Here is a 15217-nt window from a genome sequence, read left to right on the forward strand (position 1 = left end):
CGCTCGCCAACGAGGAAGCGATGGCAAGGCTCGTCGACAATAGCGACGCCGTGGCCGAATTGCGCATCGCTAAGGACACGCCGACGGTCTTTCTCGAGATGCGCCCAGTCGAACAGGCAGACTGGGCGGGCGATCTCGTCGATCGGGTTGACGCACCTGATGCGCTGGCGCCGGCCATCTGTCTTCTCGACAGCGGAGCGACCCGGACGCATCCGTTGATCGAGCCGGGCTTGGATGCCGTCGACCAGCACGCCTATGACAACGGCTGGGGCGTAGGTGACAGCTCTTACTGGAATGGCCACGGTACGTCGATGTCAGGTGTCGCGCTCTATGGCGATCTTGAAGCGGCGCTTAGCCATGGTGGTCAAGTTGACCTGCGCCATCGATTGGAGACGGTCAAAGTCTTGCCGCCAGCTGGCCAGAACGATCCCGAACTTTATGGAGCAATCACAGAAGTCGGTATCAACAAGGCTGAGGCACAAGCTCCGCGTCGTCGGCGGGTCTTCTGTATGGCGGTGACGAGCGAAGTCGGTCTTGGTCGCGGTCGCCCGACCAACTTTGCTATGGCGGCGGCGACCGTCGGCGCCTCATGGTGCTCGCCGCCGGGAATCTGCGAGGTGACATTTCGGCTCCGGACTATCCGGACCGTAACGACCTTGAAGAGGTCGAGAGCCCCGCTCAGGCATGGAATCCGCTAGTTGTCGGAGCTTACACCGACAAGATCGGCATCTTTCATCCCGACTTCAATGGCTGGCAGCCAGTGGCGCCCGCCGGTGAATTGTCTCCGGCGAGCCGAACGTCTGGTGTTTGGGATCGTCAGTGGCCGATCCGACCGGACGTCGTGTTCGAAGGTGGCAACTTTGCCCATGACGGTGTCAATCCGGCGTCAGCAATCGATGATCTTCAGCTCATAACGACGCACTATCGCCCGCAAATGCGTCTCTTCGAGACGTTTGGCGATACCAGCGCGGCCGCAGCATTAGGCTCGTATCTTTGCGCCGGCGTTTTGGTTGCCCGGCCCCAGCTTTGGCCAGAAACCGTGCGAGCTCTCGCGGTGCATTCGGCCGAATGGACGCCGGCGATGCATGTGCGGATCGAGGGGGCTGCGCAGGCACAGAAAGCAGCCATGCTTCGCCGATACGGATGGGGCGTACCAGATATCGGTCGCGCAGTGATGAGCGCGACGGACGATGCGACCCTGATGGTCGAAGATGCGTTTCTTCCGTTCCGGAAGGATGGCTCGGCGATTAAAACCCGCAGCATGAACCTGCACCGCTTGCCATGGCCCCGAGACGAACTGCTCGCGTTGGGGGAGCAGGATGTCGAGCTACGCGTAACGTTGTCCTATTTCGTCGAGCCTAATCCCGGCGAGCGGGGATGGACGAGACGGCACCGCTATTCGTCTCATTCGCTCCGGTTTGCGGTAAAGCGGTCATTGGAGAGCCTCCAGCAATTTCGCCAACGGATCAACAAGGCTGCGGAGGCGGAAGAGGAGGGGCAGGCTGGAGCAGCGGCAGGTGGCGACAATTGGGTGCTCGGTACGATTCGCGATAAAGGATCGATCCATTCGGATATTTGGCGCGGAAGTGCAGCTGAGCTCGCTGAGCGCGATGCGATCGGCGTGTTTCCCATCAGTGGCTGGTGGAAAGAAAAGCCCGCGCTTCAGCGTTGGGATCGCTCGGCGCGATATGCGCTGATCGTCTCAGTAAGAGCACCGGGAGCGAACATCGACATCTACACGCCGATCGCCAACAAGCTGGAAATTCCAATACCTGCTGGATGAGGGGCGGACGACTTGAACCTCACATGCGTCAAACGAATGCAGATTGCCTCGTCTCTTCATGCTAGAAAGAACTATCGTCGCCGGTTGTTAGCAAATCCCGCCGTACGCAAGTTCTTTTTCTCTATGATCGCCGAAACTACGATCCAAGCGTTGTGGACCTAGGCGCACGCAGGGCGTAGCGCTATTTTGTTTCTGACTTCGGTTGGTCTTCGGTCACCTTGTCTGAAGCCAGAGGAATTGTCTGGTGGAGCTGCGAATACCGCGCCTATCGTTGTCACCGCTCGCTGCTTGGGTTCGCAGAACTTTAAAAGCTCAGCGGCTCTCTACGGCTTTCGTCTCCACAAAAATGATCGCGGCCAATCGTCGCCAGAGCTCAATTCGCGGAATGAACGGTTATGGAATGGCAGCTTGTGGCGCAAAGCGGTCATTGCGCAGTTCGGGCGTATCACCTGCCGGGGTACGGAAGAGGTGCTGCGATTCAGGAAGCGCCGTCCCCGAAACCTTGTGACACAGGTCGAGCAGCAGGCTCTGTAGTTCGACTTCCTTCCTAGTCGGATCCGGGTTCCGAAGCTTCTGGTGATAGAAGTACCTTCCGGAAAGGTATCGTGGGCTGGAGGATCTCGCGCACGGCGCATGTGGGCTTCGTGTTCGATGCGTTGGAGCAAACCGATCGCGCGCGGCAGCGATTCTGGCCGTTCAAGCGACGTTGATGCTCTCACTTAAGCTGAGCGGATGCAGAGGCGATGCGCCGGCAGGCTTCCCTTAGTTCGGCAGTCGATGTTGCATAGGAAATCCTGAAGTAAGGCGCGAGACCGAAGGCCGAGCCCGGCACGACCGCGACGCCCGCAGTACGCAGAAGGTATTGCGCAAAGGCGGTATCGCGATCAATCACTCGACCGTCGGATGTCTTCTTGCCGATCAAGCCGGCACAGCTGGCGAATGTGTAAAAGGCGCCCTCGGGCACGCGGCAGGTGATGCCGTCGATACCGTTCAACGCGCCGACGACAAGATCACGCCGTTCCTGGAACGACCGACGGCGCTCGCGAATGAAATCCTGCGGACCGTTCAGCGCTTCGACGGCTGCGGACTGGCCGATAGAGGAAGGGCAGGAAGTCGATTGGCTCTGGACTACAGCCATGGCCCTGATCAGGGCGTTTGGTCCGCCGCCGTAGCCGATCCGCCAACCGGTCATGGCGTAGGCTTTCGAAACTCCGTTCACGGTAAGCGTGCGCTCCCGGAGTGCCGGTTCGATCGCCGCCGGCGTGACGAAGCGAAAGTCGTCGTAGACGATGTGCTCATACATGTCGTCCACCACCAGCCAGACATGCGGATGCCTGAGAAGCACATCGAGGATCGGCCGGTATTGACCTTGCGAATAGGCCGCCCCGGAGGGGTTCGATGGCGAGTTCAGCATCAGCCATCGCGTGCGGGGCGTGATCGCCCGTTCGAGATCCTCGGCCGAAAGCCGGAAGCCGTTTGCTTCCGAGCACGGCACGAGCACGGGCTCGCCGCCGGCGATCAGGACGATATCGGCATACGTCACCCAGTACGGCGTCGGGACGATCACCTCGTCGCCGGGGCTGATCGTCGCCATCATGGCGTTGAACAGCACCTGCTTAGCGCCGGCAGACACCGTGATCTCGTCCTGCGCGAAGTCGAGGCCGTTGTCGCGCTTGAACTTGGCGCGGATGGCGGTTTTGAGTTCGGGCGAGCCATCCAGCGCGGTGTATTTCGTCGCACCAGCGCGCATGGCGCGCTCTGCTGCGTCCTTGATCGGGTCCGGCGTGTCGAAATCGGGCTCACCGGCACCAAGGATGATGATGTCCTGCCCCTGGCGCTTCATCTCGGCGGCAAGTCCGGTGATCTTCAGAATCTCCGACACCCCGATCGCGGAGAGGCGTTTCGCCGGCCGGAACAGCGATGAGGTTTGTACGGGCGCGTTCATGCTGGCTCTCCCTTCAGGTCACGTCGAACTTGACGCCCTGGGCGAGCGGCAGCGTCCGGCCGAAATTGATGGTGTTGGTGGCGCGTCGCATATAGGCCTTCCATGCGTCCGAGCCGGATTCGCGCCCGCCGCCGGTCTCCTTTTCACCGCCGAAGGCGCCGCCGATCTCGGCGCCCGACGGCCCGAGATTGACGTTGGCAATCCCGCAATCGGAGCCGCGCGCCGACAGGAACGTCTCTGCCTCGCGTAGGTCGTTGGTGAAGATCGAGGAGGAGAGACCCTGCGGCACGGAATTATGGAGTTCGAGCACGGCGTCGAAGTCGCGATATTTGATGACATAGAGTATCGGCGCAAAGGTCTCGTGCTCGACCGGCCCGACTTGTCCCGTAATCTCGACCAGTGCCGGGCGCACATAATAAGCCTGGTCGGCGCCGGAGACGACGACCCGGTCGCCGCCGAAGACGATGCCGCCCGCTGCACGCGCCGCACTCAGCGCCTTCTGCATGGAGGCATGGGCCGCTTCGTCGATCAGGGGGCCAACCAGATTACCGTCCTGGAGCGGATTGCCGATGGTCACGCTTTCGTAGGCACGCTTTAGGCGCGGCACAAAGGCCTCGTAGACGCTCTCGTGAACGAAGAGGCGGCGCAGCGTCGTGCAACGCTGCCCAGCCGTGCCCATGGCGGCGAACGCGACGCCGCGCAAGGTGACGTCGAGGTCGGCAGTCGAGGTGACGATCGCCGCATTGTTGCCGCCAAGCTCGAGGATCGCGCGCGCGAAGCGCCCGGCGAGCCGCGGTCCGACAATGCGGCCCATCGCCGTCGAACCGGTTGCCGAGACCAAGGGAACCTTGGCGTGGTCGACCAGGATCTCGCCGATCTCGCGGCCGCCAAACAACACGACCGAAAGCCCATCTGGCACCGCGCCGCCTTCCTGCCTGAAGCGCTTGAGCGCGCGCTCGAACAGCGCTTCCGTTGCGAGTGCGGTGAGCGGCGTCTTCTCGGACGGTTTCCAGACGATGCTATTGCCGCAGATCAGGGCCAACGCCGCATTCCAGGACCAGACGGCGACAGGGAAGTTGAACGCCGAGATGATTCCGGTGACACCGAGCGGATGCCACGTCTCCATCATCCTGTGTTCGCTGCGTTCGGTCGCGATCGTCAGGCCGTAGAGCTGGCGCGACAGGCCTACGGCGAAGTCGCAGATGTCGATCATTTCCTGGACCTCGCCGAGACCTTCCGAAGCAATCTTGCCGACTTCGATGGAGACCAGCCTGCCGAGAGCCTGCTTGTGGGCACGCAGTTCCTCGCCAAGAAGCCGGACCAGTTCGCCGCGCTTCGGAGCAGGCACCAGGCGCCATTCGAGGAAGGCTGCATGCGCCTTGTCGATTGCGGCCCGCGCCTCCGCGGGACTGATCTCGTGCACGTGGGCAGTGACCTCGCCGGTGATCGGTGATCGAGCGGCAAGCGTCCCATCGACGTAGCGGACACCCTCGACGCCAAGCTCTTTCAGAAGCGCGTCTACTTCGCTCACCAGGGATTTGACGGTCTGTGATCGGTCGTTGGTCATGACGGGTCCTCAGGCGGTTGGATGTTGATATCTTCGTCAGGCAATCGCCTTGCGCGCGACATGCGGTGACCCGAGTCGGACGAGAGCCTGCTCCAGGGAAGTCTGTTCTGCCTGGGCGTACATCGCAAATTCATCGTGAACTTCGGCACCAAGGGCGGCTTCGAACGCTGCTCGGTTGGAGCGGCCGGTGTAATTCTGCTGCTCATCGGTGCCGAGATTGGACTGGAAAATCCCGGCGGCGCTGACAGGGAGAAAATCCTCGTAGACGATCGGATCGGCATGCAGGAAGCCCCCGGCGATTAGACCATCCACGGTGGAGGGCAAAGCCCGACGCTTGCTCGCCTCAATGCCCGCCGGCGTCGCCGAGTAGCGGAAGAAGGCAAGGCCTTGAGCTCGCAGCTCCGCCCAATCATCCGGGAACGCCTTAAAACGTTCAGCAAGTTCGGCGCCATAGTCGCCGGCATTTGGTCCGATCCCCTCAGCCCCGACGTGACGTCTTACCGAGCCGAGCAGCTTGTCATAGAGTGCGCGGCCTTTCGGTGTAAGGGCAACACCGCGCTGTTCGATCTCGCCAAAGCGTGCTGTGTGCGTTCCGGCGTTCGCCTGCGTGAAGATGATTGGCTCGTCGAGCGCCTTGAAGCTGGTCTGCCGCAGCAGGATCGCGCAGTTGCGGCGCGGCGGGCCTTCGATCACCGCCTTCGGCGTGACGCCGCGCTTTGGCATTGCCGCCTGGACCGCGTCGATGTCGAGCGTGCGCGGCGTCAGGTGATTGATATGCGGGCCCTTGAAGCTCACCACGTCAGCAATGAGACGATGGGCGTCATGGAGTTTCTGGTAAACATCGAGGCTCACTTTGGCATCGCCATGCCAACGGAAGGTTTCCAGCGCCTCGTGCACGAACTCCTCGGCTTGCTGGCGGGTCAAGCCGCCTTCGGTCTCGAAGATGCCGACCAGTTCGAGCGCTCGCGGCGTGAAGATCCGGCGGGCGGCGAGGATACGCGCGGCCTCTGAGCGAAGCGCCTCGTCCTCGATCAGTTCGAGGCGCAACAGCGAGGTAAACACCCGGAACGGGTTGCGACGGAGTGCTTCATCCGCGATCGGCCGAAACGCCGTCGCGTGGACGGGCACATTGGCAACCGACAGGTCGTAGTAGCCAACCGGGTACATACCCATCACGGCGAAGACGCGGCGGCTGTTGAACAGCTCTTCGGCACTTCCCAGGCGGATGGCGCCGTGGCGTTCGACGCCCAATCTGTCGAGGTCGCCGCTCCGTTCGAGGCTCGCGCGAAGCTCGTTATGTCGCTGCAAGGTCTCGCGATTGGTATCATCGACGAGTTCCACCAGAGTACCATACTGCGGTACTTCAGCCCGGTACATTTCCGACATGGCGCGAGAAAACAAAGTGCGGACCTGGTCCGACTCGACGTGCGGCGCTGTCATCAAAGCCTCCATTGCCGTGCCATCATCCCTCGGGGGCGTGTGGCGCTTGTCCCGGCCTTGCGTTCATGCGTTACCGTTATGAACTTTGACATTAATCTTGCATTAGCAGCCAATTCAAACAATGTTTGCTCAGAACATCATTCTGAATTGGAATGACTATGCAAACGCCCCGTCGCTTCCTTCCATCGACAGCGCTTTTGGCGGCGTTCGAAGCCACCGCCCGAACCGGCAGCATGACGTTGGCCGCCCGCGAACTCCTTCTCACCCAAAGTGCAGTCAGCCGTCAGATCAAGATTTTGGAGGAACAGCTCGAGGTCGAACTTTTCGTCCGCGAGCGTCAGACCATTCGCCTCACGGCAGCCGGCGAGGCCTATGCGCGCGAGGTTCGCGAAGCGCTCCACAAGATCAGCACCGCCTCCTTCAATCTGCACGCCAACCCGAGCGGGGGAGCGCTCAATCTTGCCATTCTTCCGACATTCGGCACGCGCTGGCTCGCGCCGCGTTTGCCCAGATTCCTGGCGGCGAACCCGGGAATCACGATCAACCTCACCACGCGATTGTCCTATTTCGATTTTCGCGCGGAAGCGTTGGATGCTGCGATCCATTTCGGTCAGCCGGAGTGGCCCGGGGCGGAGATGGTTCTCTTGCGATCCGAACAAGTCGTTCCCGCATGCAGCCCCGACCTTAAGCGGAGGTTTGCTTTCCGTGTTGCAGGCGATCTCAAGAAGGCTCCGCTGCTTAGCATCTCCACTCGGCGTCAGGCCTGGGACCACTGGTTTTCGATCCACGAGGTGCCGGGCAGCAATTTCCATGGGATGGTTTTCGATCAGTTCGCGACTGTCGCCCAGGCCGCAATCGCCGGCGTCGGCGTGGCGTTGTTGCCTACCTTCCTGATCCAGGACGAATTGGCGAGCCGTAAGCTGGTCCGCGCGATCAACCTGCCTATGGAAAGCCCGGAACGATATTTTCTCGTCTGGCCGTCCGAACGCGCGACGCACCCGCCGCTGTCGGCGTTTCGGGAATGGCTCGTGGCGGAAACGGCTACCGATCGGTGAACGAATTCGGCCAAGGGATAGCGGCGTCCGACAGCTGCGGCTCGCGGAACGATTAATCGCGGCGCCTTCAGTTCTAATCTCCGCGAGCATGCTCATACAGCGATCGTCAGAGCCGAGAGCGGAACTGCCTGGCAGGTCAGGCAGCGATCGGGTTCACCGTCGAATTCGGTAAGATGGGCAAAGCGTCCTTCCGTCACCCGCACGGCGCAGCTTTCGCATTGGCCGACCCGGCAACCGCTCGGAAGCGAGAGGCCCGCTGCCAGCGCCGCGTCGAGCAGCGGGCCGGAGGCTGGTGTCCACACAAATGACTGGCCGGTGCTGGCGATCGTCACGGTCTGCGGCTCCAGCTGCGCCGGTACCTCGCTCCGTGACACGAAGGCTTCCGAGAAAATGTCGAAGCGAGGCACACCGAGCACCGCCAACGTTTCGGTTACTGAAGTGATGAAGCTGGGTGACCCGCAGATATAGGCCAGCGGCCGGGTAGGGATGACATCTTCGATGGCGGAGACGTCAAGCCGGCCTTCCTGATCGAAACGCCGGAGAATCTCGTCGTCGCGGCTCGGTTGGGAGTAGGCCGTGATTCGCCGCAACGTTCCAATCTCTCGCGCGAGTTCGTCCAGACGACCAGCAAGATGATGTTCGGCGCCGCGGCGACAGCCATGAAGGAGATAGATTGAATGGGCCGAACGCGGCCGCGCCCGAGCCACGGCCTCGAGATAGCCGACGAAGGGCGTTATGCCGATGCCACCGGCGATCAGGATCACCGGTCGCGTGCTGGCGACGGGAGGCGTGAAAACGCCGGATGGCGCCTCCAGCAGAATGTCGTCGCCGACGCGCAGGCCCTGAAGATCATGCGATAACGACGTCTCATGCTCGGCCTTCGAACGCTCGGGATTGCAGCGGACCGCAATCGACAGGCGGCCGCGCGCAGATGCCGCCCCCGTCAGGGAGTAGGCGCGTGCCAGCGGGTGATCCGGCAGCCGGACGACGACGTGTTGCCCCGGCAGAAAATCAGGAAGATCCAGATCGTCGCACGGTGCAAGCGACAGCGCCATCGCGTCCGCTCCTTCGGGTGTTGCCAGTGCGACCTTGAATCGGCGCTGCCCCGACCAGCGCCCCCGATTGGCGGACGGATGCCGAAGGACGTCGCAAGTGACGGCGCGAAGCGGCACAGAGCCACTGATCGGATCGCGCTGCTCGTCCCGCAGGATGGCGTTAATATTCGCAGTCGAAGGGCCGTCGACCGCGCTGCTCTCACGCCCCAATGGTACGCACTCCTCCCACCAGCCGAACTCAGCCACGACCGTTCGGTCATCCAGCGCCGTATTGGTACGGACGCGGAGTGCTACCTGGCCGGCGCGGGTGGTGATGAGTGCCCAGTCCCCATTCGAAATCCCTCGGGCTTTGGCCAGCGCCGGGCTGATCTCAACCATCGGATCGGGGGATTTGCGGCGAAGCGAAGCGACATGGCGATGCGAAGTGTGAACGAACCAGCCGCTCTTCGCGGTCGTCAGCACCAGCGGCAGGCTTCCTGAGGCGCCGGGACCGTCTTCCGGTTCCACGAAGTTGGGAAGCGCGTCATGGCCGTGCTCGAGGAGAAGTTCGGAATACAACTCCACGCGTCGGGTTGGAGTTGCGAAGCCTCTGACGACTTCGTCAGCCGTCGCGGAGAATTTGCGGTAAGTGAAGGGTTGCGGGAAGCGCTTGCCATTCGGCAGGCCGCGCAAATCCGCAACCGTGACGCCTAGCGGGGCAAGCTGATGATTCCAGCCGGCGACGATATCTCCGTCGAAGAATTGAGCATCCATGCCCATGCGCACGGCCAAGGCCATCACGATGTCGTAATCCGCGCGGCACTCGCCGAGCGTGGGCAGCATTTGAGAGCGAAACTGGACGGTCTCAACGGCTTCCTGCGTGATCTCGAAACCGATGCGCAGCGCTTCGCGCTCCCAGGGCATGCTGACCGGGAGCACGATATCGGCACACTCCGCCGTAGGATTCATGAACATGTCGGCATGCACATGAAATTCAAGCGCGCGCAGCGCGGCCAGATTCCGACTAGTGTCGATCTGGGACACGGCCAGATTGGTACCAAAGCTCATTAGAGCACGTACGCGGTAGGGCTCACCTTTCAGGACAGCGCGGCTGAAGTCGCGAGCCGTGATCCAGCCTCGTGCGGGCGGCCCGAGCGGGAGTTCGTTGAGGCCGAGCGCTTTTTCTTTCTGACCGGGAGGCAACAGGGATAGATCGTTGATGACGTTCATCGGCGGCAACACAGTCCAGACGTTGCCGCCTTCGCGATCGCACGATCCGGTCAGGGCGAAGAGACTGGCGATAGCTCGCTCGGTCATCGTGGCGTTGGTGTGCTGACCCACGCCGGTCCAGGTGTAGTAGGCGAGGCGGGGAGCGTTTTCGAGCAGTGCGTAGAATGCGGTCACATCGGCTTCACCGAGCCACGTCAGTTCCGCGACGCGGGAGACGGGATATTCGCGGGCCCGGGTTGCAAGAAGTCTGAAAGCGGTCGAGGCGTGGATGGTGCGCCCACCCAGCGTTCGCAGTGTGGTTCGCGCCTCGAGTTCGACGTCCGCCGGGCGGGGGAGCGTGCGCTGCGTGTCATAGGCCGCCGGCTTGCTATCGCGACCCAGGACCACGAAACATTCGTTGGGCGCACCCTCCATAATATCGCTCGCCCGGACAAAGCGGCCGGTGTCGGTGTCGACAAGGAGCGCGGCATTCGTCCAGTTTCGGACGAACTCGTCATCATACGTCCGAGTCTCGATAAGGTGACGGATGGCGCCCATTGCGAGCGCTCCGTCTGCGCCGGGGCGCATTCGCAGCCACAGATCGGCCTGCTGGCCGGAACCGTCGGGCTTGGGATCGATGACGACTACTTTGGCACCACGACGTCGCGCGTCGGCGACACGGCTCGCCTGCGTCAGCCAGGTTCGGGCTGGGTTATGGCCCCACAGCAGGATGACGTCAGCCCGATCATATTCGGGAACGCCGAGGCCGCGTCCGAAGGTCAGCGCATGGGCATAATCCTTGTGCCAACCGCAGACCTCGACGGCATAGACGAGGTTTGGGCTACCGAAACAGCGAATGAACCGCTCCACCCAATCGTAGCTGTCGACTATCGGCGTACCGCTGAACGTGGTCATGGCAAAGGCAACGGACTCGGCGCCAGATTGAGCTCGGATCAACAGGAGACGTTCGGCGATTTCGGCCAGTGCCTCGTCCCAACTGATTTCCGTCCATCGGGGATCGCCGTCGTCTTTGCGTCCCAGCCGACGCAAGGGTTTCGTCAGGCGCTTCGGGCTGTGAGCTAGTTCAGGTGCAGCGCGACCCTTAGCGCACAGCGCGCCTCCCGTCGGATGATCGAGACGCGGTTCGACCCCGATCATCCGGCCATTTTCAACCAACGTGATCGACCCGCAGCGCGAGCGACAGAGGGTGCAATAGCCGTGATGTCTCTCAATCATGGGGTGCCTCGATCGGACTCTTGCGGTGCATGCGGTGCGCCCGTCGGGCTTGATGGCCTATCGGCGTTCAGAAAACGATCGTGGCGGCGGCTGGCCATGACGCAACCATCAGATCGCCTGGTTGCGGAGGGGCGCTTCGCGACATGTCGTCGTTCTGTCGATGAGCGATCAGCTGCAATCCCGAGTTCGTTTTGACGACAAACTCCGTGAGGGCGCCCCGATACGTCACTTCCTCGACCGTCACCTGCAGGCTGTTGGCGAGACTGTTTGCATCACGGCCGGAAGCCTCGCGCTCTCGCAGGTTGATTTGCTCGGGACGTATCGCCACGGCGGTTATCCCGCTTCCGCAACCCGCCGAAATCACCAGCTTTTCGCCACCAGCGGCATGGAAACAGTCGGCCGCGCCAACCCATCCCACGATGAAATTAGTCAATCCGATGAACTCCGCGACGAAACGGGTCGCGGGTCGTTGATAGATATCGCGGGGCGTGCCGACCTGCTCGACCTTACCGGCAGACATCACGACGATCCGGTCGGCGACGCTCAGAGCCTCGTCCTGGTCGTGGGTAACGAAGATCGTCGTCAGGCCTAGCTTGGATTGCAGGCGCTTGAGTTCGCTGCGCACCTCGTGCCGCAGCTTGGCGTCGAGAGCCGAAAGGGGTTCATCCAGAAGAAGCACGTCGGGCTCGTAGACGATCGCGCGTGCGAGAGCGACGCGCTGCTGCTGCCCGCCCGACAATTGCCTGGGGAGCCGGTCGGCCAGATGATCGAGCTTGACGAGCGCCAGTGCCTCCATGACGCGCCGCTGTCCTTCCGTTCTATCAATCTTGCGCATCTCCAGGCCGAAGGCGACGTTCTGGGCGACGCTCATGTGCGGGAACAGCGCGTAACCTTGGAATACGAGCCCGGCGTTGCGTAGATAGGGAGGCAGATAGGTGACATCGCGGTCACCGAAATAAATATTGCCTTCGCTCGCCATGGTGAGGCCGGCGATCATTCGCAGCGTCGTCGTTTTGCCGCATCCCGACGGGCCGAGAAACGCGATGAACTCTCCTTGTTTGATTTCAAGAGAGACGCGGTCGACCGCCGTCACGTCGCCGTGCTGCTTCGTAAGATTGTTCAGCGTTATCTGTGACATCGGCGCCTTCTCAGAATGCACGCGTAAGTTTGAAATAGCGATCGCCGACAATGAGGCCGGCTGCGATCACGACGATTTGCACCGTTGCCACGGCTGCGATCGTCGGATCGATGCTCCACTCCAGGTAATTCACGATTGCGATCGGCAGCGTGGTGCTCCCGGGACCGACCAGAAACAATGACTTCTCAAGGTCAACGAACGAAATGATGAAGGAGAAGAGCCCTCCGGCCACGACGCCTGGACGAATGACGGGCCATGTGACACGCCAGAATGCTGTGAGCGGACGGGCGCCCATGACGAGCGCGGCCTCTTCCAGCTGTCGATCGGCCCCGATGAGCGAAGCCGTGACGAGCCGAACCGTCCACGGCAAAGCAATGAGACTGTGGGCAAGCGCAAGACCGCCGAACGTCATCGCGACCTGGATACCTGTTGCGATCTCGATCTCGATCAGAAACATGTAAAGCGCGGCGCCCGCGACAATGCCGGGAACGATGAGGGGAGCGAGCAGGATGGATTGAACCAGTTCCCGGCCACGAAACGCGCCGCGAGCCAGCACGACGGAAGCGGGCACGCCGACCAGCAGGCTCACCAGGGTTGCCACGATACCGAGCTTTAGACTTGTCAGGAAGCCGTCCCGAAATCGTTCCATCTCCCAAGCCGCGACATACCAGTTCAGCGTATATCCTCGGGGTGGAAAGCTGATGATCTTGTTGTCGAAGAAGCTGACCCACGCCACCGCGAACAGCGGAGCGAGCACCATGATGAAGGCGATGACGCAGGTTCCGATCATGACGGGTCGGAACGAGCGCGCAGGTGCTGAGGCTGTTGGTTGCACCGCTACACCGTCCCGTAACGCTTCTGAAGCGTCAGGCTGGAGAGAACGGTTAGGATGAAGGTTACGCCCATGAGAATGAAGGCGAGGCTGGCTGCGAATGGCCAGTTGTAAACCTTGATCGCCTGCTCATATACCTTGGGAGCCATCATCTGGAATGAAGGGCCGCCGATCAGCACCGGTGTCGCGTATGCATTGACCGCCAGGACAAAACACAGCAGGCAACCCGAGAAGATGCCCGGTACAGCCAGAGGCAGCAGGACGCGAAAGAACATTTTCCACGGGCGGGCACCTAGACTGAGTGCCGCCTCCTCGTAGATTTCTCCAATGCCTTCGAAAACGCTCTGCAGCGAGATGATCATGAAGGGCAGCAGCACAGCGATGAGACCGATCACGACCGCGCTGCCGGTGTAGAGGATCCGGACCGGCTCGGAGATGATGCCGGTAAAGATGAGGGTCGAATTCACCAGGCCGCGATCGGCGAGTAGCACCATCCACCCGGCGGCGCGTACGGCGTTGCCCATTAGCAGCGGAATGACGGTGGCCAGAATGAGTGCCGTCTTGATCACGGGATGCGAGATTCGGCTCAGAATGTAAGCCGCAGGAAGTCCAAGCAGCAGGCACACGACCGTGCAACTGAACGCGACCGTCAGCGTCCGCAGAAGGATCCAGAGATAAAACGGATCACTGAAGAAGCGAACGTAGTTCTCGAGCGTCAGCCCTTCCGCGACGACCGCACCCGCTTCGAAATGCGAAACGCTGTACTTGGCCATCAGGAACAGCGGCAGGATCAGCCCGAGCAGGACCAATGCCAAGCTAGGCAGCAGCAGCCAGCCCGCCCTCGATCGGGGGATCGAATGCGTGGCCTGGACTCCTGAGTCGGCCGCAAGAACTGCACTCAAGCCTTGAATTCCTTGTTCCACCACTCGACCCATTTTGGATCGTTCTTCGCCGCATAGGGATAGTCGACGAAGTTCAGCTTTGCGATCTGTTCGGTGGTGAACTCCATGCTCTTGCGCGCTTCGGGGTTGAGTTCTGCGTTGTTAGTCGCAACGGAATACGACGTTGCAACCGAAATTGCCCCCATCGGCTTTGGCTGCAGCATGGCTTCGAGATATTGGTAGGCGGCCTCGGTGTTTCGCGCGCGCTTGGTAATCCCGGCGCCGAAAGAGATGAAGACGGCACCCTCCTTGGGGTAGGACCAGCGGATCGGGAGCCCTTCCTTTTCCCATTGCACCGCCCGGGCGCTGTAGTTGGCCGAAATCCAGATCTCCTCGGACTGGAACGCGGCCGCGAGCGTCTGATGCGACGGGTAGAGACGCGGCTGCACTGCCTTCTTCAGGTCCAGCAGAGCTGGGAAGGCCTTGCTGACATCCCCCATCGTGCCGCCGTTCGCCAGCGAGGCTGCATAGATGTAGTTGAAGTAGATCTGATCCATGATCCCGACGCGCCCGGCGTATTTCGGATTCCATAGATCGGCAAAACTGCTCGGCGGTGTCGGGATCTTCGCCGGATTGTAGAGAATAACGACGCCGCCATAGATACAGGGTACGAGATAGGGTAGACGGAACTTTTCGACGATGTGAGCGCTGCTCGGGATGCGCGATACATCGAGGGTTTCGAGAACGCCCTGTGAGTTCATCTCATACGCGTCGGCATCGCTGAGCCACGTCACATCGACAGTACCCCGCGGCAACCGCCGTTCGGCGAGCAGCTTGGCCTTGCGCTCGGGGACTGGCGCGAGGTCGTGGACGATGCGCAGTTGCGACGAGCCGAACGCCGGGTTCTCGAACCCCTTCACGATGCGCTCGTTCCAGTCACCGCCCCAATTTGAGACGACGAGTTCTGCGCCCTGAGCCTTGGTTTCGCTTGGGAGGAGGGCTCCCAAAGCTGCGGCCGACCCCAACTCGAGAAAACGCCGTCGATCCAACCCGCCTTGGAAAACGCTTCGGTGTGTCATGGCTGCCCCCAATGTTTG

General features: G+C 61.6%; 9 protein-coding genes and 1 pseudogene. 2 read left to right on the forward strand and 8 right to left on the reverse strand.

What is annotated here, in order from left to right:
* Positions 1-98 precede the first annotated feature (98 nt).
* Positions 99-1783, forward strand: a pseudogene (locus tag ACSQ84_RS04100) (S8 family peptidase).
* A gap of 715 nt (positions 1784-2498) precedes the next feature.
* On the opposite strand, the gene ACSQ84_RS04105 reads toward ACSQ84_RS04100, so the two are convergent.
* Genes ACSQ84_RS04105 through hglS form a run of 3 tightly spaced genes read right to left on the reverse strand, consistent with a single transcriptional unit; the run spans position 2499 to position 6735 of the window.
* Positions 2499-3728, reverse strand: coding sequence for a pyridoxal phosphate-dependent aminotransferase (locus ACSQ84_RS04105; RefSeq protein ID WP_436210343.1), 1230 nt, complete (start codon positions 3726-3728; stop codon positions 2499-2501).
* Between the two features lie 13 nt (positions 3729-3741).
* Positions 3742-5295 (reverse strand): L-piperidine-6-carboxylate dehydrogenase, encoded by a 1554-nt coding sequence (gene amaB / locus ACSQ84_RS04110; protein ID WP_436210344.1) that lies wholly within the window; start codon positions 5293-5295, stop codon positions 3742-3744.
* A 36-nt stretch (positions 5296-5331) separates the two neighbouring features.
* Complete coding sequence (hglS, locus tag ACSQ84_RS04115) at positions 5332-6735, reverse strand: 2-oxoadipate dioxygenase/decarboxylase HglS (RefSeq protein ID WP_436210345.1); 1404 nt, start codon at positions 6733-6735, stop codon at positions 5332-5334.
* Positions 6736-6887: 152 nt separating this feature from the next.
* Between hglS and ACSQ84_RS04120 the strand changes: the two genes are divergently transcribed.
* The gene (locus tag ACSQ84_RS04120) at positions 6888-7790 is read left to right on the forward strand and encodes a LysR family transcriptional regulator (protein ID WP_436210346.1); all 903 of its coding nucleotides are present in this window, start codon (positions 6888-6890) and stop codon (positions 7788-7790) included.
* Between the two features lie 92 nt (positions 7791-7882).
* Here ACSQ84_RS04120 and ACSQ84_RS04125 read toward each other — a convergent pair whose 3' ends face one another.
* From ACSQ84_RS04125 to ACSQ84_RS04145, 5 genes are all read right to left on the reverse strand, one after another.
* Positions 7883-11269 carry a molybdopterin-dependent oxidoreductase gene (locus ACSQ84_RS04125; protein WP_436210347.1) on the reverse strand — a complete coding sequence of 1129 codons (3387 nt, stop codon included), beginning with the start codon at positions 11267-11269 and terminating at the stop codon, positions 7883-7885.
* Positions 11270-11336: 67 nt separating this feature from the next.
* Positions 11337-12407: an ABC transporter ATP-binding protein gene (locus tag ACSQ84_RS04130; RefSeq protein ID WP_436210348.1), complete on the reverse strand. Its 1071-nt coding sequence runs from the start codon at positions 12405-12407 to the stop codon at positions 11337-11339.
* Positions 12408-12417: 10 nt separating this feature from the next.
* Positions 12418-13197: an ABC transporter permease gene (locus ACSQ84_RS04135; protein WP_436210349.1), complete on the reverse strand. Its 780-nt coding sequence runs from the start codon at positions 13195-13197 to the stop codon at positions 12418-12420.
* Positions 13198-13244: 47 nt separating this feature from the next.
* On the reverse strand, positions 13245-14174 hold the full coding sequence (locus ACSQ84_RS04140; protein WP_436210350.1) for an ABC transporter permease: 930 nt from the start codon (positions 14172-14174) through the stop codon (positions 13245-13247).
* Positions 14138-15211, reverse strand: coding sequence for an ABC transporter substrate-binding protein (locus ACSQ84_RS04145; RefSeq protein ID WP_436210351.1), 1074 nt, complete (start codon positions 15209-15211; stop codon positions 14138-14140). The genes ACSQ84_RS04140 and ACSQ84_RS04145 overlap by 37 nt, the downstream gene beginning before the upstream one ends.
* Positions 15212-15217: the final 6 nt, after the last annotated feature.

The sequence above is a fragment of the Bradyrhizobium sp. LjRoot220 genome (genome assembly GCF_964252915.1).
Taxonomy (GTDB): domain Bacteria; phylum Pseudomonadota; class Alphaproteobacteria; order Rhizobiales; family Xanthobacteraceae; genus Bradyrhizobium.